This window comes from Lelliottia jeotgali, assembly GCF_016771845.1.
Lineage (GTDB): Bacteria > Pseudomonadota > Gammaproteobacteria > Enterobacterales > Enterobacteriaceae > Enterobacter > Enterobacter jeotgali.
In genome coordinates, this window is the sequence record NZ_JAENMQ010000009.1 from 40,353 (window position 1) to 63,485 (window position 23,133).

Annotated in this window: 21 protein-coding genes; 13 read left to right on the forward strand and 8 right to left on the reverse strand. The window is 54.3% G+C overall.

All coding sequences use genetic code 11. The features are described from left to right. Positions 1-133 precede the first annotated feature (133 nt). Both JBO43_RS16055 and JBO43_RS16060 read left to right on the forward strand, forming a co-directional pair. Positions 134-1,588 (forward strand): NAD-dependent succinate-semialdehyde dehydrogenase, encoded by a 1,455-nt coding sequence (locus JBO43_RS16055; RefSeq protein ID WP_202674705.1) that lies wholly within the window; start codon positions 134-136, stop codon positions 1,586-1,588. 48 nt (positions 1,589-1,636) lie between these two features. After that, positions 1,637-1,909, forward strand: coding sequence for a barstar family protein (locus tag JBO43_RS16060; RefSeq protein WP_095283618.1), 273 nt, complete (start codon positions 1,637-1,639; stop codon positions 1,907-1,909). 67 nt (positions 1,910-1,976) lie between these two features. Here the strand turns inward: JBO43_RS16060 and yhcN-B are convergent, their stop codons facing one another. The 3 genes from yhcN-B to argR form a co-directional block, all read right to left on the reverse strand. Beyond that, positions 1,977-2,243: a DUF1471 family stress response protein YhcN-B gene (gene yhcN-B / locus JBO43_RS16065; protein ID WP_095283617.1), complete on the reverse strand. Its 267-nt coding sequence runs from the start codon at positions 2,241-2,243 to the stop codon at positions 1,977-1,979. A 106-nt stretch (positions 2,244-2,349) separates the two neighbouring features. Beyond that, positions 2,350-2,613 carry a peroxide/acid stress response protein YhcN gene (gene yhcN, locus JBO43_RS16070; protein ID WP_095283616.1) on the reverse strand — a complete coding sequence of 88 codons (264 nt, stop codon included), beginning with the start codon at positions 2,611-2,613 and terminating at the stop codon, positions 2,350-2,352. Between the two features lie 378 nt (positions 2,614-2,991). Continuing rightward, on the reverse strand, positions 2,992-3,462 hold the full coding sequence (gene argR / locus JBO43_RS16075; RefSeq protein ID WP_095283615.1) for a transcriptional regulator ArgR: 471 nt from the start codon (positions 3,460-3,462) through the stop codon (positions 2,992-2,994). Between the two features lie 405 nt (positions 3,463-3,867). Here argR and mdh point away from each other — a divergent pair, with 405 nt between their 5' ends. After that, the gene (gene mdh / locus JBO43_RS16080) at positions 3,868-4,806 is read left to right on the forward strand and encodes a malate dehydrogenase (protein WP_095283614.1); all 939 of its coding nucleotides are present in this window, start codon (positions 3,868-3,870) and stop codon (positions 4,804-4,806) included. A 57-nt stretch (positions 4,807-4,863) separates the two neighbouring features. Here mdh and degS read toward each other — a convergent pair whose 3' ends face one another. The 3 genes from degS to zapG form a co-directional block, all read right to left on the reverse strand. After that, on the reverse strand, positions 4,864-5,931 hold the full coding sequence (gene degS, locus JBO43_RS16085; RefSeq protein ID WP_095283613.1) for an outer membrane-stress sensor serine endopeptidase DegS: 1,068 nt from the start codon (positions 5,929-5,931) through the stop codon (positions 4,864-4,866). Positions 5,932-6,019: 88 nt separating this feature from the next. After that, complete coding sequence (gene degQ / locus JBO43_RS16090; protein WP_095283612.1) at positions 6,020-7,387, reverse strand: serine endoprotease DegQ; 1,368 nt, start codon at positions 7,385-7,387, stop codon at positions 6,020-6,022. Between the two features lie 170 nt (positions 7,388-7,557). Continuing rightward, positions 7,558-7,956 carry a Z-ring associated protein ZapG gene (gene zapG / locus JBO43_RS16095; protein WP_095283611.1) on the reverse strand — a complete coding sequence of 133 codons (399 nt, stop codon included), beginning with the start codon at positions 7,954-7,956 and terminating at the stop codon, positions 7,558-7,560. Positions 7,957-8,145: 189 nt separating this feature from the next. Between zapG and zapE the strand changes: the two genes are divergently transcribed. From zapE to nanQ, 10 genes are all read left to right on the forward strand, one after another. Further along, positions 8,146-9,276, forward strand: coding sequence for a cell division protein ZapE (zapE, locus tag JBO43_RS16100; RefSeq protein WP_202674706.1), 1,131 nt, complete (start codon positions 8,146-8,148; stop codon positions 9,274-9,276). 289 nt (positions 9,277-9,565) lie between these two features. Beyond that, positions 9,566-9,994, forward strand: coding sequence for a 50S ribosomal protein L13 (rplM, locus tag JBO43_RS16105; RefSeq protein WP_095283609.1), 429 nt, complete (start codon positions 9,566-9,568; stop codon positions 9,992-9,994). A 15-nt stretch (positions 9,995-10,009) separates the two neighbouring features. Next, positions 10,010-10,402 (forward strand): 30S ribosomal protein S9, encoded by a 393-nt coding sequence (rpsI, locus tag JBO43_RS16110; RefSeq protein WP_064543072.1) that lies wholly within the window; start codon positions 10,010-10,012, stop codon positions 10,400-10,402. A gap of 313 nt (positions 10,403-10,715) precedes the next feature. Beyond that, a complete protein-coding gene (gene sspA, locus JBO43_RS16115) occupies positions 10,716-11,354 on the forward strand; it encodes a stringent starvation protein SspA (protein WP_015960645.1) in 639 nt (212 codons plus the stop codon). Between the two features lie 5 nt (positions 11,355-11,359). After that, positions 11,360-11,857 (forward strand): ClpXP protease specificity-enhancing factor, encoded by a 498-nt coding sequence (gene sspB, locus JBO43_RS16120; RefSeq protein WP_095283608.1) that lies wholly within the window; start codon positions 11,360-11,362, stop codon positions 11,855-11,857. Positions 11,858-11,968: 111 nt separating this feature from the next. After that, a complete protein-coding gene (gene nanR / locus JBO43_RS16125; RefSeq protein ID WP_095283607.1) occupies positions 11,969-12,751 on the forward strand; it encodes a transcriptional regulator NanR in 783 nt (260 codons plus the stop codon). A gap of 122 nt (positions 12,752-12,873) precedes the next feature. Next, entirely contained in the window at positions 12,874-13,767 is an 894-nt protein-coding gene (gene nanA, locus JBO43_RS16130; protein WP_202674707.1) for an N-acetylneuraminate lyase, read from the forward strand. A gap of 113 nt (positions 13,768-13,880) precedes the next feature. After that, positions 13,881-15,368, forward strand: a complete 1,488-nt coding sequence (locus JBO43_RS16135) for an MFS transporter (RefSeq protein WP_103947057.1) — start codon at positions 13,881-13,883, stop codon at positions 15,366-15,368. Beyond that, positions 15,365-16,240, forward strand: coding sequence for an N-acetylmannosamine kinase (nanK, locus tag JBO43_RS16140; RefSeq protein WP_103947056.1), 876 nt, complete (start codon positions 15,365-15,367; stop codon positions 16,238-16,240). The genes JBO43_RS16135 and nanK overlap by 4 nt, the downstream gene beginning before the upstream one ends. Next, a complete protein-coding gene (gene nanQ, locus JBO43_RS16145) occupies positions 16,237-16,698 on the forward strand; it encodes an N-acetylneuraminate anomerase (RefSeq protein WP_202674708.1) in 462 nt (153 codons plus the stop codon). Before nanK ends, nanQ begins: the two co-directional genes overlap by 4 nt. Positions 16,699-16,730: 32 nt before the next feature. On the opposite strand, the gene JBO43_RS16150 is transcribed toward nanQ, so the two are convergent. Continuing rightward, on the reverse strand, positions 16,731-18,149 hold the full coding sequence (locus JBO43_RS16150) for a glutamate synthase small subunit (protein WP_095283602.1): 1,419 nt from the start codon (positions 18,147-18,149) through the stop codon (positions 16,731-16,733). A gap of 9 nt (positions 18,150-18,158) precedes the next feature. After that, a complete protein-coding gene (gltB, locus tag JBO43_RS16155; RefSeq protein WP_202674709.1) occupies positions 18,159-22,619 on the reverse strand; it encodes a glutamate synthase large subunit in 4,461 nt (1,486 codons plus the stop codon). Between the last annotated feature and the right edge of the window lie 514 nt (positions 22,620-23,133).

Genomic DNA, 23,133 nt, shown 5'->3' on the forward strand with positions numbered 1-23,133 from the left:
TGGAGCAGAACCTGTAGGCCGGGTAAGCGCAGCGCCACCCGGCAAACTCCCGCACAAACCGACGCCAAAAGCGTCGGTTTTTTTGTGGCTATACTTAATCTGGCAGGCTCTTAAACCCAGATCAGGAGGACACATGACCACCCAGGCACTCCAGGACAATGCGCTTTTTCAAACCGGATATCTGGTAGACGGCATATGGAAAACGCTGGATACCACCTTTGATGTGCTCAACCCGGCAACGGGCGATGTCGTCGCCAAAGTCGCAAAAGCAGGTAAAAAAGAGACGGAAGAGGCTATCGCAGCAGCGAGCCGCGCCTTCCCCGCATGGCGAGCGAAAACAGCAAAAGAGCGTTCAACGATCCTTTATCGCTGGTACGAACTGATTATTGAGAATAAAAGCTGGCTTGGACGGCTGATGACCACCGAACAAGGCAAACCGCTGAAAGAGGCAGAAGGGGAAGTCGAGTACGCCGCCAGCTTCATTCAGTGGTTTGCTGAGCAGGCGAAACGCGCTAACGGCGAAATCATTCCCCCGATCAAACCTGGCTCGCGCATCCTGGCGACACGTGAACCTATCGGTGTTGTCGCGGCTATCACACCGTGGAATTTCCCGATGGCGATGCTGACGCGAAAACTTGGCCCGGCGCTGGCCGCAGGTTGTACTGGCGTGATCAAACCCGCCAACAACACGCCGCTCAGTGCCTTTGCTCTGCTAACGCTGGCAAAAAAAGCAGGCGTTCCAGACGGGGTTCTCAATGCCGTCGCCGGGAATACTCATGAGATCAGCGATGCGATCATGGCCAGCCACGAGGTGCGCAAAATTTCGTTTACCGGCTCTACCGCCGTCGGCAAAACGCTGGTGCGTAACGCCGCAGAAACCATGAAAAAAGTGTCAATGGAGCTCGGGGGTAATGCACCTTATATCATCTTTGAAGATGCCGATATAGATGCTGCCGTGAAAGGGGCCATCGCCAATAAATTTCGCAATGCCGGACAGGTGTGCGTCAGCGTGAACCGCTTCTTCATTCAGGAATCCGTCTATGACACCTTTGTGGCAAAACTTGCCGAGGCGGTGACCGCGCTGAAAGTGGGCAACGGTCAGGATGAGGGCGTGGTCGTTGGCCCGCTGATTGAACGTGCCGCCGTCGATAAAGTGCGAGAGCACGTGGAAGATGCGGTGGCGAAAGGTGCTACGGTACTGGCGGGCGGTAAACCGCATTCGCTTGGCGGCAACTTCTGGCTGCCGACCGTGCTGGGGGATTGCCACGAAGGGATGAAGCTGGCCGAGGAAGAGACTTTTGGCCCGGTTGCAGCTTGCTTCCGCTTTACGTCTGAAGAGGAGGTCATCCAGCGAGCCAACAACACGCCGTATGGCCTGGCCGCCTATTTCTATACGCAAAATCTGTCGCGCGTTTTCCGCGTTTCGCAGGCCATTGAGAGCGGAATGATCGGGATTAACGAATGTGCGGTATCGACTGAACTCGGCCCGTTCGGCGGGGTGAAAGAGTCGGGCCTGGGTCGAGAAGGCTCGGTGTTAGGGCTGGAGGAATTTCTGGAAGTGAAAACCCTGCATATCGGGGGATTATAATCATCGTCAGGGCGGCGTAAGCCGCCTGTCTGGACGGGGTGGCGGGCAATGAATATCACTACTTTTGATTTTGATGAAATCGACAGTCAGGAAGACTTTTATCGCGAATTTTGTCGTGCTTTCGGCTTAGAACGGGGAAGGGTCACGGACCTGGATTCCCTTTGGGATGTGGTCATTGGCGACGTTTTGCCCATGCCGCTTGAAATAGAGTTTATCCATTTACCGGATAAGCTGCGCCGACGTTTTGGCGCGCTGATTCTGCTGTTTGATGAGGCGGAAGAAGAGCTGGAAGGGCAATTACGTTTTAATGCTCGTCACTGACAGGCAAAATAAAAAAGCCCCTGACAAGGTGTCAGGGGCAAGTCGTATGATGAGATACGACGAGGGTTTATTTGTACAGTTCAGCCGTTGCATGCCAGTGGTCACCTTCGTTCAACTCGGTGACACGATAGCTGCTGGCGCCTGCTTTTTCAGCTTTAGCGGCTAATTCCTGACGGATATCCATCGGAGAGCCTGCTACTGAAGAAACGGAGATGCTACCCATTGATTGCAGATTTTGCGCTTGCTCTGAATTCACCTGATGCACAGCTGCGCTGGCACCGAAAGAGAGAACGGAAGCTAAGCCAAGGGTTGCGATGATTAATTTAGTGTTCATAGTCGTACTCCTAAAATGTGTTTCCTCAACGGCGAGAAGGGTTATACCGCTATTTTTATGCCTGGTGCCGTTGAGTGGATAATGTCGTTACTACACTCGATATAACTTATTTGTACAGCTCAGCCGTTGCGTGCCAATGGTCGCCAGAACGCGCTTCGACGATGCGATAAGAAGACGCACCTTGTTCTTCAGCTTTTTTGTTCAGCATCTCGTGCATGTCCATTGGAGATGTACCGATTGCACCGACAGAAATGGTGCCGATTGCCTGACGGGATTGTGCCTGGTCAGCGTTAATAGAATCGGCAGCAAATGCACCGAATGACAGGACTGACAGGACGCTCAGGGCTGCAACAGTAGTTTTGATTTTCATGATTCTTTACCTCGTCGATTTTATTGGGGTCTTTCGTTTCGTGACCCTCATCACAAAATCAAGTATACACTAGTCACGCCAAAAATTAATACCACGCTAATTGTTTCATGGGTAATTACGTGTTAACCAGTCACGTTTTTATAACCAAATTGCATAAAATCGGTCGTTTTTTCGTCACATAATGCCGATATATCTAAAAAAATCATATGGATATGAAACTTTGATTTTTTGTGCGATTTGTTGATTTATGATTCACTGGATGAATGAAAAGAGGCAGAGAAAAGCACTATTTGCAAAAGTAACGGCAACAGATTAGGGAAGTGAGCGAAGCGGAGGGAGACGATTCCCCGCCGCCTCAGCGGCAGGGTGGGTAGGTGTTTACAGCTCTTGCTCGAACAGCGTCAGGATAGCTTCGTAGAGATCTTTAACGGAGAAACCATTCGCCGGGGTCGTAAAGATGGTGTCATCACCTGCAATGGTACCGAGGATACCTTCCGCTTTACCCAGAGAGTCCAGCAGGCGGGCAATTAGCTGCGCGGCGCCAGGGCTGGTATGGATAACGACCACTGCGTCGTTGAAATCAATATCCAGCACCAGATTCTTCAGAGGGCTAGAGGTGGTCGGTACGCCCAGTTCGGCTGGCAGGCAGTAGACCATTTCCATTTTGGCATTGCGGGTACGTACCGCACCAAATTTGGTTAACATACGGGAGACTTTCGACTGATTAATGTTCTCGAAACCTTGTTCCTGTAAGGCCAGGACAATCTCTCCCTGAGAACTGAATTTCTCTTCTTTGAGCAGCGCTTTAAACGCCTTCACTAATTCTTCTTGTTTTGACGAGCTACGCATAAGTCACCCGGAATATGACGAAAGAAACACCATTATTATGCATGTAAATGAATTTTTATGCAAATTATCTGCCCGGAGTTAGGCTGAATTAATGTTATGAAAGGGAGTGATTTTATCAAATTTCGTTATCAGAAAACATGCCTGGGTCACGGCGCGTAAATAACCTTAAAAGTAAATTAAATGTTATCAAAATGATGTTGTTTTGCTGGCGAGTGAGGGTGTATTGTAACCACCGTCTTGATTGGCTACTTCGTTGCCGCTATTTACTGGAAGCATAGTGGTAGAGGCGAAAGGCGCGTGACCTCAAATTCTTTAGCTACGAAAATTGTAATTATTTACCTGCTGAATTACTGTCGCCGCAACGGAGTAACAGATATTAAAGTTAACCATAATAAGGAGTTTAGGATGAAAGTTGCAGTCCTCGGCGCTGCTGGTGGTATCGGCCAGGCGCTTGCCCTACTACTGAAAACCCAACTGCCTTCAGGCTCAGAACTCTCCCTGTATGATATTGCTCCGGTCACCCCTGGTGTCGCGGTTGACCTGAGCCACATCCCAACAGCTGTGAAAATCAAAGGCTTCTCCGGTGAAAACGCTCGTCCAGCGCTTGAAGGCGCAGATGTGGTGCTGATCTCCGCGGGCGTTGCCCGTAAGCCTGGCATGGACCGTTCCGATCTGTTCAACGTCAACGCCGGTATCGTGAAGAACCTGGTGCAGCAGATCGCAGAAACCTGCCCGAAAGCCTGTATCGGTATCATCACTAACCCGGTCAACACCACTGTGGCTATCGCTGCAGAAGTGCTGAAGAAAGCGGGCGTGTATGATAAGAACAAACTGTTTGGCGTGACCACGCTGGACATCATCCGTTCCAACACCTTTGTTGCTGAACTGAAAGGCAAACTGCCATCTGACATCGAAGTGCCGGTTATTGGTGGTCACTCTGGTGTGACTATTCTGCCGCTGCTGTCGCAGATCCCTGGCGTGAGCTTCTCCGAGCAGGAAGTAGCTGATCTGACTAAACGCATCCAGAACGCGGGCACCGAAGTGGTGGAAGCGAAGGCGGGTGGCGGTTCTGCGACTCTGTCTATGGGCCAGGCTGCGGCTCGTTTCGGTCTGTCTCTGGTTCGTGCGCTGCAAGGCGAGAAAGGCGTAGTAGAATGTGCGTATGTGGAAGGTGACGGCGAACACGCCCGCTTCTTCTCACAGCCGCTGCTGCTGGGCAAAAACGGCGTTGAAGAACGTCAGTCAATCGGCAAGCTGAGCGCGTTTGAACAACAAGCGATGGAAGGCATGCTCGATACGCTGAAGAAAGATATCACCCTGGGCGAAGAGTTCGTTAACAAGTAAGCGAATGCCAGGCGATAAAAAACCGGAGCCATAATGACTCCGGTTTTTTTATGCGGATTAGTTGGTCGCCGGGTATTCCTGAATCGTGACCTGAATCGTCAGCTTCTTATCATTACGCATGACTTCCACCGGTATGATCGACCCAGGACGAATTTCCGCGACCTGATCCATCGTTTCCAGGGCGGACACCGCTGGTGTGCCATTCACCGAAACGATCACGTCATTCACCTGAAGGCCCGCCGCCGCTGCCGGACCGCCTGGCGTAACTTCATTGACGACGATGCCCTGAATCTGATCGATTCCGCCACCCTGCGTATGCAGTGGCGCAATTTCACGCCCACCAATCCCGATATAACCACGGATCACGCGACCGTCGCGGATCAGCTTGTCCATAATTTTGTTGGCCAACTGGAAGGGTATCGCAAAGCCGATACCTTCCGGCGTTTCGCCGTCGTTACTTTTATCAAACGACAGGGTGTTGATACCCATCAGTTCGCCCAGCGAATTCACCAGCGCACCGCCGGAGTTCCCGTGGTTAATGGAAGCATCCGTTTGCAGGAAGTTCTGTCGCCCTGATGGGTTCAGGCCGATACGACCGGTGGCGCTGATGATCCCCTGAGTGATGGTTTGCCCCAGGTTATACGGGTTACCGATGGCCATCACCACATCGCCGATATGCGGCGTGCGTTTACGGTTAATCGGAATCACCGGCAGGCCACCGGTGGCCGTGATTTTGAGCACTGCCAGATCGGTCAGGCTATCGGAACCGACCAGAAGCGCTTCAAAGACACGTCCATCCTGCAGGGCAACAATTATCTGATCGGCGTCGTTGATCACATGCTTGTTGGTAATGATGTAGCCGCGCTCGTCCATTATCACGCCGGATCCGAGCGTGCGGATCTCCAGCTGATTATTCGCCGAGCTGTTGAGGCCACGGTTATAAACGTTCACTACGGCAGGCGCAGCACGGCGAACGGCCTGGTTGTAACTCACCGGCGTCTCATCGGTACTGTCGAACTGCGGCGCCGCCAGCTTATTGAACTGTCGTAAAGAGGGCATTGCAGCCAGTAACAATCCGCCAACGACTAAACCGATGGCGATCGAACGAAATAGCTTAAGAAACATGATGCGGGCGTCGTTAATTTAGGAACGGTTGCAGCATAACATGACTTATCCGGACATCACATGCAGCGGTGATGTCCGGAGGTCAATGCTAGCGTAACAAGATGTAGAGCGTGTCGCTGCCACGGACGATTTGCAAAGCGATGACCGTCGGTTTGCTTTCAAGCACTTTGCGCATTTCTGCGATCGATTGCACGCGGTTGCGGTTCACGCCGATAATCACGTCGTCCTGATGCAAACCTGCCTGCGCGGCCGGGCTGCTCTTTTCGACGCTCTCAATGGTGATACCTTTTGTGCCGTCTTTCAGCTGTCCGTCGCTCAGTGCCGCACCTTGAAGTGCAGGGGCAATAAGCTCGGCGCTGGCCGATGATGACGTGCTTTTATCCAGCGTCACTTCGACGTCCAACGGTTTGCCATCGCGCAGCAGACCGAGTTTCACTTTGGTCCCCGGTTCCGTGGTGGCAATGCGTGAGCGCAGTTCGGCAAAGCTGCTGAGCGGCTTACCGTTCAGGCTGACAATCACATCACCCGATTTCACGCCCGCTTTTGCTGAGCCTGAATTTGCCAAAACTTCGCTGACAAAAGCCCCGCGTTGAACGTTGAGGTTGAACGCTTTAGCGATATCAGCGCTCATCTCCAGGCCTTTGATGCCCAGTAAACCGCGTTTCACTTCGCCGGATTCAATCAGCTGCTGTGCCAGCGTTTTGGCCATATTACTTGGGATAGCGAACCCGATGCCGATACTGCCACCGCCAGGGGCGAGGATGGCGGTGTTAATCCCGATCAGCTCACCGTTAAGGTTCAACAATGCCCCGCCGGAGTTGCCACGGTTAATAGAGGCATCAGTCTGGATAAAGTTTTCCAGCCCTTCGAGATTCAGGCCGCTGCGCCCCAGTGCCGAGACAATTCCTGAGGTCGCTGTTTGGCCTAAACCAAAAGGGTTGCCGACGGCCACGGCGAAATCGCCGACGCGCAGTTTGTCGGAATCTGCGATCACAATTTGCGTCAGATTGCTCGGGTTTTGAATTTGCAGCAGCGCGATATCACTCTGGTCGTCGCCGCCAATTAATTTGGCGTCAAATTCACGACCATCGTTCATCTGCACGCTGATTTTATCGGCCTGGCTGATGACATGGTTGTTGGTTAAAACGTAGCCTTTTGCCGCGTCAATCACCACGCCGGAGCCGAGGCCTTCAAACGGTTGTGCCTGCTGATCCGGACCTTCCTCACCAAAATACTTTTTAAGCTCTTCGGGCACGCGCTGGCTTTGTGCCGCTGTGCCTTCCACCTTCACACTCACTACCGCAGGCAGCACTTTTTCAAGCATAGGCGCCAGGCTTGGAATTGCCGCCGCACCAGGCACCTGCGAAGGAAGCGCAGCGGCCGCAGGCCAGGACGCCGTCAAAGATAACCCGACACTTAACGCTAACGCGCTTAACAGCTGGTTTTTTTTCTTCATTGATGCTGGCTCTCGTTGCCTGGAGTAAAGGAAAAATGGCCCAAAAACAGTTTGATGTTATTGAATTTTAAACCACTGAACAATGAGGTAATTGATTAAATAATAGCTGGGAAGGGAAAGAAAGGACGGGCGCAATGTTTGCGCCCGTGAAATATATTGCAGATGTGCGATTAATCGCGTTTTGCGCCACCGCGCAGCAGGCCAGATGCGCCGTCGGAGTAATCACGCGGCATTTGTACGGGTGCCTGATCGTTACTGGCTTCAGACTCCGCCAGACGGTTGCGGAACGGGTTGGTGTCGCCACTCAATTCCGGCAGCAGGCTGCTGGAGCTTTTTGCCATGTGCTGATACAGCTGGCGGTAATCGGTCGCCATGTTGTCCAGCAGTTCAGCGCTACGGGCAAAGTGACTGACCAGCTCTTCACGGTACTCTTCCAGCTCCGCTTTGTTTTTTTCCAGCTCATACTGCAGCGACTGTTGCTGACGCAATTTGCGATTTCCAAAACGCATGGCCACGGCACCGATGGCGATACCGACGACTAAACCAATTAGCGCATATTCCCAGGTCATGAACTTCTCCCGTTGTCTTGTTGTTCCGTAGGGTAGTGGCTCGGCTCCTGCCTGTGCCTGATTATGCCACTATAACCGCTATTTCTTCAGAAGTGGAATCCTGACGTATCATCGCGTACTGTAGAACGGCCTTTTTTTCGCCAGTCGCGCAGTCTGGCGAGGTTTAATTGAAGGAATAACAACAAGATTATGCAAAACCTGTCCCCCACATCGCGTTACCAACAAGCCCTGGAAGAGGGCACTCACCAGCCCGATGACGTCCAGCGTGAAGCCGTTAATCGCCTGAATGTTATCTATCAGGAATTAATCCACGAAACATCCGCACCTGCTGCCACGCAGAGCGGCGGTCTGAAAGCCGCGTTTGGTCGATTGTTAGGTAAAAAAGAGCCGCAAACTGCCGCGCCGGTTCGTGGCTTATATATGTGGGGTGGTGTCGGTCGAGGGAAAACCTGGCTGATGGACATGTTTTACCAGAGTCTGCCGGGTACGCGTAAACAACGTCTGCATTTCCACCGCTTTATGCTGCGCGTCCATGAAGAGCTGAACGCCCTGCAGGGGCACAGCGATCCGCTAGATATCATCGCCGAGCGATTTAAAGCCGAAACCGACGTTTTGTGTTTCGATGAGTTTTTTGTCTCCGATATCACCGACGCCATGCTGCTGGGCGGCCTGATGAAAGCGCTGTTTGCGCGCGGAATTACGCTGGTGGCGACGTCGAACATTCCGCCGGACGACCTTTATCGCAACGGTTTGCAGCGCGCGCGTTTCCTGCCAGCTATCGAGGCCATCAAAGAGCACTGCGACATTATGAATGTCGATGCGGGCGTGGACTATCGCCTGCGAACGCTGACTCAGGCGCATCTGTGGTTGTCTCCCCTGGATGACGAGACGCGTCATCAGATGGACAAACTCTGGCTGGCGTTGGCCGGGGCGAAGCGCGAAAAAGCCCCTGAGCTGGAGATCAACCATCGCCCGCTGCAAACGTTGGGTGTCGAAAACCAGACGCTTGCCGTCTCTTTCGACACGCTGTGTGTCGATGCCCGCAGTCAGCATGACTATATTGCGCTTTCGCGCCTGTTCCATACGGTGATGTTGTTTGATGTCCCGACTATGACGCCGCTGATGGAGAGTGAAGCCCGCCGTTTTATCGCGCTGGTGGATGAGTTTTATGAGCGCCATGTGAAGCTCGTCGTGAGCGCCGCGGTGCCGCTGTATGAGGTGTATCAGGGGGAACGACTGAAGTTTGAGTTCCAGCGCTGCCTGTCACGCCTGCAGGAGATGCAAAGCGAAGAGTATTTGAAACGTGCTCACATGCCATAAATGCCATCTACTCCCCGTGGGAGAGGGGCTGGGGGTGAGGCCATCAGCCCGCGCAGAGGCTATGCACGAAAACCTTGCGACTAATCACATTTAAGGGTCGATCTTTGACCTCGACTTCTCTATAATCTTGCGACCCCACGTTACGAGAAGGTTTTTTTCCCAAAACTTTCTATGTGCTGGCATAGGCTATTCGAAGGGGTAGGTTTGCCGGACTTTGTCGTGTGAGCCTCAACTTTTAAACGTTTGGGTGTTCACCAACGTGTAACTTATTTATTTGGGTAAGCTTTTAATGAAAACTTTTACAGCTAAACCAGAAACCGTACAGCGCGACTGGTATGTTGTTGACGCGACCGGTAAAACTCTGGGTCGTCTGGCTTCCGAACTGGCTCGTCGCCTGCGCGGTAAGCACAAAGCGGAATACACCCCGCACGTAGACACTGGTGATTACATCATCGTTCTGAACGCAGAAAAAGTTGCTGTAACCGGCAACAAGCGTGAAGACAAGGTGTACTACCATCACACCGGCCACATCGGTGGTATTAAACAAGCGACCTTTGAAGAGATGATTGCCCGCCGTCCTGAGCGTGTGATTGAAATCGCGGTTAAAGGCATGCTGCCAAAAGGCCCGCTGGGTCGTGCTATGTACCGTAAACTGAAAGTTTACGCAGGCAACGAGCACAACCACGCGGCACAGCAACCGCAAGTTCTTGACATCTAATCGGGATTATAGGCAATGGCTGAAAATCAATACTACGGCACTGGTCGCCGCAAAAGCTCCGCCGCTCGCGTGTTCATCAAACCGGGCAGTGGTAAAATCGTAATCAACCAACGTTCTCTGGAACAGTACTTCGGTCGTGAAACTGCCCGCATGGTAGTTCGTCAGCCGCTGGAACTGGTCGACATGGTTGAGAAATTCGATCTCTACATCACCGTTAAAGGTGGTGGTACTTCTGGTCAGGCTGGTGCGATCCGTCACGGTATCACCCGCGCTCTGATGGAGTACGACGAGTCCCTGCGTGGCGAACTGCGTAAAGCTGGCTTCGTTACTCGTGATGCTCGTGAAGTTGAACGTAAGAAAGTCGGCCTGCGTAAAGCACGTCGTCGTCCTCAGTTCTCCAAGCGTTAATCTTTTTTCTGCTTTGGCAGAAAGATTGGCGAAAAACCCGCTTCGGCGGGTTTTTTTATGGATAATCCGACGGTTATCCACAGTATTTATTTGATTCTCAGCTCTTTTTCCGCATTTCCAGAATCCCCTCACCACAAAGCCTGCAAAATCTGGTAAACTATCATCCAATTTTCTGCCCAAATGTCAGTGAATACACGATTTTTGTTCGATTTATGAGCGATGGCGTTTGTTCCTGGGATGGGTAACAAATCACATCTGGCTGGCCCGCGTGGCCGGTAGCAGTAATATTCTGAATATATACCTGGAGGTTTTCATGGCTGTCGCTGCCAACAAACGTTCGGTAATGACGCTGTTTTCTGGTCCTACTGACATTTATAGCCATCAGGTTCGTATCGTGCTGGCCGAGAAGGGTGTCAGTTTTGAGATCGAGCATGTGGAGAAGGATAACCCACCTCAGGATCTTATCGATCTCAACCCGAACCAGAGCGTACCAACGCTGGTGGATCGCGAGCTGACCCTGTGGGAATCCCGCATCATTATGGAATATCTGGATGAGCGATTCCCTCATCCGCCGCTGATGCCGGTTTATCCGGTTGCGCGTGGTGAAAGCCGCCTGTACATGCAGCGTATCGAGAAAGACTGGTACACCCTGATGAACGTTATCGTTAACGGTTCATCATCTGAAGCAGACGCGGCCCGTAAGCAACTGCGTGAAGAGCTGCTGGCTATTGCTCCGGTGTTTGGCCAGAAGCCATTCTTCCTGAGCGACGAGTTCAGCCTGGTGGATTGCTATCTGGCTCCGCTGCTGTGGCGTCTTCAGTCACTGGGCGTAGAGTTCAGTGGTCCTGGCGCGAAAGAGCTGAAAGGCTACATGACTCGCGTATTTGAGCGCGATTCTTTCCTCGCATCTCTGACAGAACCGGAACGCGAAATGCGTCTTGGTCGAGGTTAACGATTGTGGAAATGTCACAGCTGTCTCCACGCCGTCCGTATCTGCTGCGTGCCTTCTATGAATGGCTGCTGGACAACCAGCTTACGCCGCACCTGGTAGTGGATGTGACGTTGCCGGGCGTGAGCGTTCCGATGGAATACGCGCGTGATGGGCAGATAGTCCTGAACATCGCGCCACGTGCGGTGGGTAATCTTGAGCTGGCTAACGACGAAGTGCGCTTCAACGCGCGTTTCGGCGGTATTCCGCGTCAGGTTTCTGTGCCGCTGGCTGCCGTACTGGCAGTGTATGCACGTGAAAACGGCGCGGGTACTATGTTTGAGCCGGAAGCGGCCTATGACGAAGACGTCGCCAGTCTCAACGATGAAGACGGCTCCACCGCCAGCGAAAGCGAAACGGTGATGTCGATTATCGATGGCGACAAGCCGGATCACGATAACGACAACGATCCTGATGACGATCCGCCGCCGCGCGGTGGCCGTCCAGCGTTACGTGTTGTGAAATAACTAAACAGGCCCGATGGGCCTGTTTTGCTTTCAGGGGTTTTCGCCCCGCTAAAAATCCTGTGTTATGATGAATCGTTGTCACTGATTGTCACTCTTCTGACCCGAGTCTTTATGAAACCATTTGATCTTCAGGCGGAAAATTCTACCGAAACCCTTGGCCGCAGTTTGCGTCGTCGCCCGCTGGCGCGTAAAAAACTCTCCGACATGGTGGAAGAAGAGCTGGAGCAGATGATCCGCCGCCAGGAGTTTGCCCAGGGTGAACAACTCCCTTCCGAACGCGAACTGATGGAATTCTTCAACGTCGGCCGCCCTTCGGTGCGAGAAGCACTGGCCGCACTGAAGCGTAAAGGACTGGTGCAAATCAACAACGGTGAACGCGCCCGCGTCTCAATGCCCTCAGCCGATACCATCATCAGTGAACTCTCCGGCATGGCGAAAGATTTTCTCACCCAGCCGGGTGGCATCACTCACTTTGAACAGCTGCGTCTGTTTTTCGAGTCCAGCCTGGTGCGTTACGCGGCGGAATACGCCACGGATGAACAGGTTGAACGCCTGTCGAAAGCGCTGGAAATTAACAGTCAGTCGCTCAACGACAATGCGCTGTTTATCCGTTCTGACGTCGATTTCCATCGGGTGCTGGCCGAAATCCCCGGTAACCCAATCTTCATGGCGATTCATGTCGCATTGCTTGACTGGCTGATTGCCGCCCGACCAAAAGTCTCCGACGCCGAGCTATATCAGCATAACGACGTCAGCTATCAGCAGCATATTGCAATTGTTGACGCCATTCGCCGCCGCGATCCGGACGAAGCCGATCGTGCGCTGCAAACTCACCTCAATAGCGTTTCCGCCACCTGGCACGCCTTCGGCCAGGGATCAAAAAAGAAAAAATAACGATCCTTTAGTGAAGCAGATCGCAATATAAGCGTTCTGTATGGCATTGCTGCATATTTGATCTGGTATAACAGGTATAAAGGTATATCGTTAAAACAGACCAAACATCACTTGAGGTATCTATGGCAAAGCAATTACGTGGCGTAATGGCCGCACTCCTGACTCCGTTTAATGCACAGCAGGCGCTGGATAAAGACAGCCTGCGCCGTCTGGTGCAGTTCAATATTCAACAGGGAATCGATGGCCTGTACGTGGGTGGCTCAACGGGTGAAGCCTTTGTGCAAAGCCTCATCGAGCGTGAGCAGGTACTGGAGATCGTGGCGGAAGAGGCGAAGGGTAAGGTCACGCTTATCGCCCATGTCGGGTGCGTCAGTACAGCGGAGAGCCAGCAGCTCGCGGCGGCGGCCAGCCGTATTGGTTTCGACGCTGTGTCAGCGGTCACACCGTTCTACTATCCCTTCAGCTTTGAAGAACATTGCGACCACTACCGTGCAATTATTGATTCGTCGGATGGTTTGCCGATGGTGGTGTACAACATCCCGGCGCTAAGCGGAGTGAAGTTATCTCTCGAACAAATTAATACGCTGGTCACGCTGCCGGGCGTTGGTGCACTGAAACAGACCTCTGGCGATCTTTTCCAGATGGAGCAGATCCGCCGGGCGCATCCGGATCTGGTGCTTTATAACGGCTACGACGAGATCTTTGCCTCCGGTTTACTGGCTGGCGCGGATGGTGGGATTGGTAGTACGTACAACATCATGGGCGCGCGTTATCAGGCGATCGCCAGCGCGATCCGTGAAGGGGACAACGCCACTGCGCAGCGCCTGCAAAGCGAGTGCAACAAGGTTATTGATTTGCTGATTAAAGTCGGTGTTTTCCGTGGCCTGAAAACCGTACTGCATTACATGGATGTGGTCTCCGTCCCGCTGTGCCGCAAGCCGTTTGCCCCGGTGGCCGAGCAATATCTGCCGGAACTCAAAACTCTCGCAGAGCAACTCATGGCTGAGCAGCGCTAATCCATTGCCGGATGGCGCTTCGCTTATCCGGCCTACAAAAAACATTGCCCGTAGGCCGGATATGGCGAAGCCGCCATCCGGCAATACGCCCAAGAGATCGTCGGGAGAGTGAAATGAGTATTTCTACCCAAAGCATCCCGTGGTACCGCCATCTTTCCCGCCCGCAGTGGCGCGCCTTCTCCGCCGCCTGGCTGGGATATTTGCTCGATGGCTTTGATTTTGTGTTGATGGCGTTGGTGTTAACAGAAGTCAAAAGTGAATTTGGTTTAACGACGGTCGAGGCGGCAAGCCTGATCTCAGCCGCCTTTATCTCGCGCTGGTTTGGCGGCTTACTGCTCGGCGCAATGGGCGATCGCTACGGGCGCAAACTGGCGATGATCACCAGTATCGTGCTCTTCTCCTGCGGCACACTGGCGTGCGGTTTCGCACCCGGCTACATCACCATGTTTATTGCTCGTATGGTGATCGGCATGGGGATGGCGGGCGAATACGGGTCCAGTGCGACCTATGTCATCGAGAGCTGGCCGAAACATCTGCGTAATAAAGCCAGCGGCTTCTTAATCTCCGGTTTTTCCATCGGTGCGGTGGTCGCGGCGCAGATTTACAGCCTGGTCGTCCCCGTGTGGGGCTGGCGCGCGCTGTTCTTTATCGGCATCCTGCCGATCATCTTTGCCCTGTGGCTGCGAAAAAATATTCCCGAAGCAGAAGACTGGAAAGCGAAGCACGAGGGCAAAGCGCCGGTGCGCACAATGGTCGATATTCTTTATCGCGGCAAGCATCGTCTGATCAATATTGTGATGACACTATTCGCGGGAACTGCGCTGTGGTTCTGCTTTGCTGGAGAGCTGAATAATGCCGGTCTGGTAGTGATTCTGGGGCTGTTGTGCGCCTGCGTATTCATCAGCTTTATGGTGCAAAGCAGCGGCAAGCGCTGGCCGACGGGCGTGACCTTGATGGTCGTCGTGCTCTTCGCGTTCCTCTATTCGTGGCCGATTCAGGCATTGCTGCCAACCTATCTGAAAACAGATCTGGCCTATGACCCGATGACGGTTGCGCATGTTCTGTTCTTCAGCGGCTTTGGTGCGGCGGTGGGGTGCTGCGTGGGTGGTTTCCTCGGCGACTGGCTGGGTACGCGTAAAGCGTATGTCTGCAGCCTGTTGGCCTCGCAGCTTCTGATTATTCCGGTGTTTGCCATCGGCGGGTCCAATATCTGGGTGCTTGGCCTGCTGCTGTTCTTCCAGCAGATGCTGGGACAGGGGATCTCCGGAATCTTGCCGAAGCTGATTGGCGGCTACTTCGATACGGATCAGCGTGCGGCGGGGCTGGGCTTTACTTATAACGTCGGCGCACTGGGCGGTGCGATTGCCCCGATAATTGGTGCACTGCTGGCACAGCGTCTTGAGCTGGGTACGGCGCTGGGTTCTCTGTCATTCGGTCTGACGTTTGTGGTTATCCTGCTGATTGGTCTCGATATGCCGTCGCGCGTTCAACGCTGGGTCCGCCCGGAAGCGCTGCGCACGCATGATGCGATTGATGGTAAACCGTTTAGTGGTGCCGTTCCGTTTGGCAGCATCAAAAGCCAGCGCGAGGCGGTGAAATGACCACGTTAGCCATTGATATCGGCGGAACAAAACTCGCAGCCGCGCTGATTGATGATGCGCTGCACATTCGTGAAAGGCGCGAAATGCCGACGCCCGCCAGTAAAACGCCCGACGCGTTGCGCGAAACACTGCAAGCGCTGGTGGAACCGCTAATACCATCGGCGCGGCGTGTGGCGATCGCTTCGACAGGGATTATCCGCGAGGGCACGTTGCTGTCGATTAACCCCCATAACCTGGGCGGTTTACTGCACTTCCCACTGGTGCAGACATTGGAGTCGATAACCGGTTTACCTGCGATGGCGGTGAATGATGCGCAGGCAGCGGCGTGGGCCGAATACCATGCGCCAGAGATAGACGCACAGAATATGGTGTTCATCACTGTCTCAACGGGCGTGGGTGGGGGTGTCGTGCTAGATGGCGAGTTGCTGACGGGCGAAGGAGGGCTTGCCGGACATCTGGGTCATACGCTTGCCGATCCGCACGGCCCGGTGTGCGGCTGTGGTCGCCGTGGATGCGTAGAAGCGATCGCCTCTGGCCGGGGTATTGCCGCCCGAGCGCAGGGCGATCTGGCCGGTCTTGATGCAAAAGCCATTTTCGATCATGCACAGCGCGGGCATCAGCCAGCCCGCGAGCTGGTTGCTCATTCTGCACAGACGCTGGCGCGGCTCATCGCCGATGTCAAAGCGCTGACGGATTGTCAGACCGTCGTGGTGGGCGGCAGCGTCGGGCTGGCAGCGGGGTACTTGTCGCAGGTGGCTGAGTTTCTGGCGCAAGAGCCATCGGTTTATCACGTCAATCTTCGTCCGGCCTGGTACCGCCACGATGCGGGTTTACTGGGCGCGACACTTTTGTCCCAAGGAGCACAACAATGATGATGGGGAAAGCCAGTGCGCTGTCGGGATTGCATCCCGTATTAGCAAATGCACTGACGCAGGCCATCGCAGCCTGGCCGCAGGACAAAGCGCCGGGGCGTTACGAACTGCAGGGCGACGATATCTTTATGAACGTAATGACGTTTGCCACGCAGCTGCCGGAGCAGAAAAAAGCCGAACTGCATGAGCAATACATTGATATCCAGCTGCTGCTGGCAGGAGAGGAGCGCATTCTGTACGGCGTGGCAGGCTCTGCACGTCAGTGCGAGGAGATGCATACTGAGGAGGATTATCAGCTCTGCAGTGCTATCGAAGGGATGCAGCGACTTGATTTGACACCCGGCATGTACGCAGTCTTTATGCCCGGCGAACCGCACAAACCTGGCTGTGTGGTGAAGGAAATGGAAGAGATAAAGAAGGTGGTTGTTAAGGTGCGCGTGAGTTTAATGAGCGCATAAAAAACCGGATGGCATTGCCATCCGGTTCATTTTTACACTTCCAGGTAGTTCATAATCCCGTCAGCCGCTTTACGGCCTTCAGCAATCGCAGTGACCACCAGATCCGAACCGCGAACGATATCGCCACCGGCGAAGATTTTCGGGTTGCTGGTCTGGAAGGCGTTCTCGTTGCCTTCCGGCGCAATCACACGGCCCTGGGAATCCAGCTCAACGCTGTGCTTCGCCAGCCACTCCATGCTGTGCGGGCGGAAACCAAACGCCATGACGACTGCATCAGCCGGAACCACATGCTCAGAGCCAGCCACGATTTCAGCACGACGACGGCCTTTGGCATCCGGTGCGCCCATCTCGGTACGCGCCATCTTCACGCCGCTGACTTTGCCGTTGGCATTCACTTCAATACCCAATGGCTGGACGTTGAACTGGAACTCAACACCCTCTTCGCGCGCGTTTTTCACTTCGCGTTTAGAGCCTGGCATGTTCTCTTCGTCACGACGGTAAGCACAAATCACGTGCGTCGCGTCCTGACGAATCGAGGTACGTACGCAGTCCATCGCGGTATCCCCACCGCCCAGAACCACCACGCGTTTGCCTTCCATAGTGACGTACGGCTCAGCGGCGGTTTCACCGAAGCCCATCATCTGTTTGGTGTTAGCAATCAGGAACGGCAGGGCGTCAAACACGCCCGGTGCGTCTTCGTTTTCCAGCCCACCGCGCATCGACTGATAAGTGCCGACGCCAAGGAAGACGGCATCGTAATCTTTCAGCAGATCGTCGATCTGAATGTCACGGCCCACTTCGACATTCAGTTTGAACTCAATGCCCATGTCGGTGAAGATTTCGCGACGGCGGGTCATCACCTCTTTTTCCAGCTTGAAGGCCGGAATACCGAAGGTCAGCAGGCCGCCGATCTCTGGATGACGATCAAACACCACCGCTTTGACGCCGTTGCGGGTCAGCACGTCGGCACATGCCAGACCTGCCGGACCTGCGCCGATGATCGCCACACGTTTGTCCGTCTGACGCACGCCAGTCATGTCCGGACGCCAGCCCATCTCGAAGGCTTTATCATTGATATAGCGCTCGATGTTGCCGATGGTCACTGCGCCAAACTCGTCGTTCAGCGTACAGGAACCTTCGCACAGACGGTCCTGCGGGCACACGCGACCACACACTTCCGGCAAGGTGTTGGTCTGGTGCGACAGTTCAGCCGCTTCGAAAATACGTCCTTCGTTGGCCAGCTTCAGCCAGTTCGGGATGTAGTTATGTACCGGGCATTTCCATTCGCAGTACGGGTTGCCGCAGGACAGGCAGCGATCTGCCTGTGCCTTGGCCTGGCCTTCTGAAAACGGCTCGTAAATTTCAACAAATTCAATTTTGCGGATCTTCAGCGGTTTCTTTGGCGGATCAACGCGCTGCAGGTCGATAAACTGGTATACGTTCTGACTCATTGCTACCCCTTACTGCGCCTGCACACGCAGCTCTGCTGCGCTACGACTACGGTGACCCAACAGTGCTTTAACATCGCTGGACTTCGGTTTAACCAACGCGAATTTCGCTGAGAACGCTGGCCAGTTCGCCAGGATCTCTTCCCCACGCGAAGAACCGGTATGCTGCACATGCTCAGTAATCAGACCGCGCAGGTGTTCTTCGTGGATCGCCAGTGTGTCAACGTCCAGCACTTCGACCAGTTCCGGGTTAACGCGTTTGCGGAACTCACCGTCTTCGTCCAGGACGTAGGCGAAGCCGCCCGTCATACCTGCGCCGAAGTTAACGCCGGTTTTGCCCATTACGCAGACAATCCCGCCGGTCATGTATTCACAACCGTTATCGCCGATGCCTTCTACGACGGTAATAGCACCGGAGTTACGCACCGCAAAGCGCTCGCCAGCCCGGCCTGCAGCAAACAGACGCCCGCCGGTAGCACCGTACAAACAGGTGTTGCCGATGATGCTGGCTTCATGGCTGCGGAATGCTGAACCGATCGGAGGACGCACTGCCAGTAAACCGCCCGCCATGCCTTTGCCGACGTAGTCGTTGGCATCGCCGGTCAGGTACAGTTCAACGCCACCCGCGTTCCAGACGCCGAAGCTCTGACCCGCAGTCCCGCTGAAGTGCGCGATAATCGGATCGGCTGCCAGCCCCTGATCGCCATGAGTTTGCGCAATATAACCAGAAAGCGTCGCGCCCACAGAACGGTCGGTGTTGCGGATATCAAACCAGAACGTTTTGCTCTGTTTGTCATCAACATACGGTTTCGCCTGTTGCAACAGCTGTGCGTTCAACACGCCGTTATCGAACGGTGGGTTAGTCTCGGTGCAGTAAACGGCTTTGCCTGGATGCGGCTCGGCAGTTTCCAGCAGTCGTGACAGCTCCAGTTTCTGCTGCTTCGCCGTAAAGCCTTCAAGCTCTTTCAGCAGGTCGGTACGGCCAATCAAATCGACCAGACGCTTCACACCCAGTTGCGCCATCAGCTCGCGGGTTTCGCGGGCGATGAATTCAAAGTAGTTGGTCACTTTGAACGGCAGGCCGTGGTAGTGGTTCTTACGCAGTTTTTCGTCCTGAGTTGCCACGCCCGTTGCGCAGTTATTCAGGTGACAAATACGCAGGTATTTACAGCCCAGCGCCACCATTGGCCCAGTGCCGAAGCCAAAGCTCTCTGCACCAAGAATTGCGGCTTTGATGATGTCGAGACCGGTTTTCAGGCCGCCATCCACCTGCAGGCGAATCTTGTGACGCAGGCCGTTGGCCACCAGCGCCTGTTGTGTCTCCACCAGGCCCAGCTCCCACGGACAACCCGCGTATTTCACGGAGGAGAGTGGGCTTGCGCCCGTGCCGCCGTCATAGCCCGCGATGGTGATCAGGTCTGCGTAGGCTTTTGCCACACCGGTGGCGATGGTGCCGACGCCCGGTTCGGAAACCAGCTTCACGGAGATCATCGCTTTCGGGTTGACCTGTTTCAGGTCGAAAATCAGCTGCGCCAAATCCTCGATAGAGTAGATATCATGGTGCGGCGGCGGGGAGATCAGCGTCACGCCCGGCACCGAGTAGCGCAGTTTGGCGATGTACGGCGTGACTTTGTCACCCGGTAGCTGACCGCCTTCGCCCGGTTTTGCACCCTGAGCGACTTTAATCTGAATCACGTCGGCGTTGACCAGGTACGCTGGTGTGACGCCAAAGCGACCAGAGGCCACCTGCTTAATGCGCGACACTTTGTTGGTGCCATAGCGCGCAGGATCTTCGCCGCCTTCGCCGGAGTTGGAGTTACCGCCAATGCTGTTCATCGCCTCGGCCAGCGCTTCGTGCGCTTCCGGGCTGAGTGCGCCGATGGACATCGCTGCGGTATCGAAACGTTTATACAGTTCGCTTGCCGGTTCAACGTCATTAATGCTGACGGTTTCGCCGTCCGGATTCACCGCCAGCAGATCGCGCAGCGTCGCCGCCGGGCGTTCGTTAACCAGTTTTGAATACTGCTGATAATCGCTGTATTCGCCGCTCTGAACCGCCTGTTGCAGGGTGCGTACCACGTCCGGGTTGTAGGCGTGATATTCGCCGCCATGCACGTATTTCAGCAGACCGCCCTGATCCAGAGGTTTACGCGCCAGCCAGGCGCGCTTCGACAGATTCAGCAGGTCCTGCTGGAAGTCTGAGAAACCGGCACCGCCGATACGGCTAATCACGCCCTGGAAGCACAAATCAGCGACGTCATCATGCAGACCGACCGCTTCAAACAGCTTCGAGCAGCGGTAAGAGGCAATCGTCGAGATGCCCATTTTGGACATGATCTTGTACAGGCCTTTGTTGATGCCGTTACGGTAGTTCAGCATCACGGTGCGGTAATCTTTTTCGATCGCTCGACCGTCGACCAGCTTCGCCAGCGTTTCGTACGCCAGGTACGGATAGATAGCCGTCGCGCCAAAGCCCAGCAGCACGGCAAAGTGGTGCGGGTCGCGGGCGCTTGCGGTTTCTACGATGATGTTGGCATCGCAGCGCAGGTTTTTATCCACCAGACGGGTCTGGATAGCGCCCACCGCCATCGGTGCCGGAACCGGCAGGCGATTTTTGGCAATATTACGGTCGGACAGCACCAGCAGAACGGTGCCGTTACGCACCATCTGCTCAGCTTGATCGCACAGGGCTTTCACCGTCTCTTCGAGGCTCGCTTCGGTCACGTCAAAGGTAATATCGAGCGTGTCGGCGCGGTAGTGCTCCTCGGTCATGGTGGTGAGCTGTTTGAAATCGGAGTACAGCAGAATCGGCGACTTAAAGCTCAGGCGGTGCGCCTGGCCTTCGGCTTCGCAGAAGACGTTCATCTCGCGGCCAATGCTGGTGGCCAGCGACATAACGTGGGCTTCACGCAGCGGATCGATTGGCGGGTTTGTCACCTGCGCAAACTGCTGACGGAAGTAGTCGTACACGATGCGTGGCTGGCTGGAGAGCACGGCAAATGGCGTATCGTCACCCATCGAACCGACCGCTTCCTGGCCATTTTCACCCAGTACGCGGATGACGGAATCCAGCTCTTCAGCGCTGTAGTTAAACTGTTTCTGGAAACTGGCGAGCGTATCGTCGTCCATTTCACGGCTGCCAACATCTTCGTCCGGCAGATCTTCGAACGGCACCAGGCGGCGGACGTTTTTCTCCATCCACTCTTTGTAAGGATGACGGATTTTCAGATCATAATCGGTTTCGGCTGAGTGCAGAATACGGCCCGCACGAGTATCGATAACCATCAGTTCGCCTGGGCCGACGCGGCCTTTTTCGACCACTTCGTCAGGCTGGTAATCCCAAATCCCGACTTCGGAGGCGCAGGTGATCAGCTTGTCTTTAGTGATGACGTAGCGCGCCGGGCGCAGACCGTTACGGTCGAGGTTACAGGCTGCGTAGCGTCCATCGGACATCACGATGCCCGCCGGGCCGTCCCACGGCTCCATGTGCATGGAGTTAAAGTCGAAAAATGCGCGCAGATCCGGGTCCATATCTGGGTTGTTCTGCCAGGCTGGCGGAACAAGCAGGCGCATCGCACGCACGATATCCATCCCGCCGGCCAGCAGCAGTTCAAGCATGTTATCCATCGAGCTGGAGTCGGAACCCGTTTCGTTAACGAACGGCGCGGCATCATGCAGATCCGGGATCAGCGGGGTCTGGAACTTATAGGTACGCGCACGCGCCCACTGGCGGTTACCAGTGATGGTGTTGATCTCACCGTTGTGCGCCAGGTAGCGGAACGGCTGAGCCAGCGGCCAGCGAGGAACGGTGTTAGTGGAGAAGCGCTGGTGGAACAGGCAAATGGCCGATTCCAGACGCAGGTCCGCGAGGTCCAGGTAGAAGCGCGGCAGGTCAGCCGGCATACACAGACCTTTATAGATGTTCACCAGGTTCGAGAGGCTACAGACGTAGAACTCTTTATCATCCTGCAAACGTTTTTCGATACGGCGACGGGCAATAAACAGACGGCGTTCCATATCGCGTGGACGCCAGCCCGCAGGCGCATTCACAAAAATCTGTTCAATACGAGGCAGCGAGGAGAGGGCGATTTCACCGAGCACCCCTTCATTGGTTGGCACATTGCGCCAGCCGACAATCGACAGGGTTTCGCGTTGAAGTTCTTCTTCGACGATGCGGCGTGAGGCGGCAGCTTTTTCAGGATCCTGATTCAGGAACAGCATGCCGACAGCGTAGTTTTTGGCTAAACGCCAGCCGCGTTCTTCCGCAACGATTCGGAAGAAACGATCCGGTTTTTGTAGCAGCAAGCCACAACCATCGCCGGTTTTACCATCAGCGAGGATTGCACCACGGTGCTGCATACGGGCCAGTGCGTGTATAGCGGTACGCACTACCTTGTGGCTAGGTTCGCCTTCTATGTGGGCGATCAGGCCGAAACCACAGTTATCCTTCTCAAGGGATTTATCGTACAACATATCAGTGAACCTCCCCAGGCTCTTCGGGATTCCTATCTGGACCGTGGCGCACAGGCACAGAAAGAGCGCGGCGACGGGGTTTGCGTTTCATACGCGCACCTCGCATTCGCCCTCTTCATTTCCATTTCGCACAGGTCAAACAAGTTTGAGGACTTGCTTCAGAGGGAATCTCAATTACTGCATAAATATGATGAGCAGGCTGCTCATCCAGAAAGCTTCCAGCGGATTTCCAACTTATCGGGAATTGATACACAGGTCAAATGGCAATCTTATTTATACAAAAATGTGCTAAAGGGGTATTAGTTAATTGAATATAAAGGAATTTTAACGATTTTTACATCCACAAAAGCCAAGGGGATGCTCCTGGGGAGTGTGATCTGACTCACTATCTGAAAGCGGTATTATCCCTTTACCGTGCTGAATGGCTGAATTTTTGCAGGATAATAATCTGGCGCTGGCGATCAGGACGCATAATCACACTGTTTTACAGCTGTGATGCGATAAGTGAAAAAAT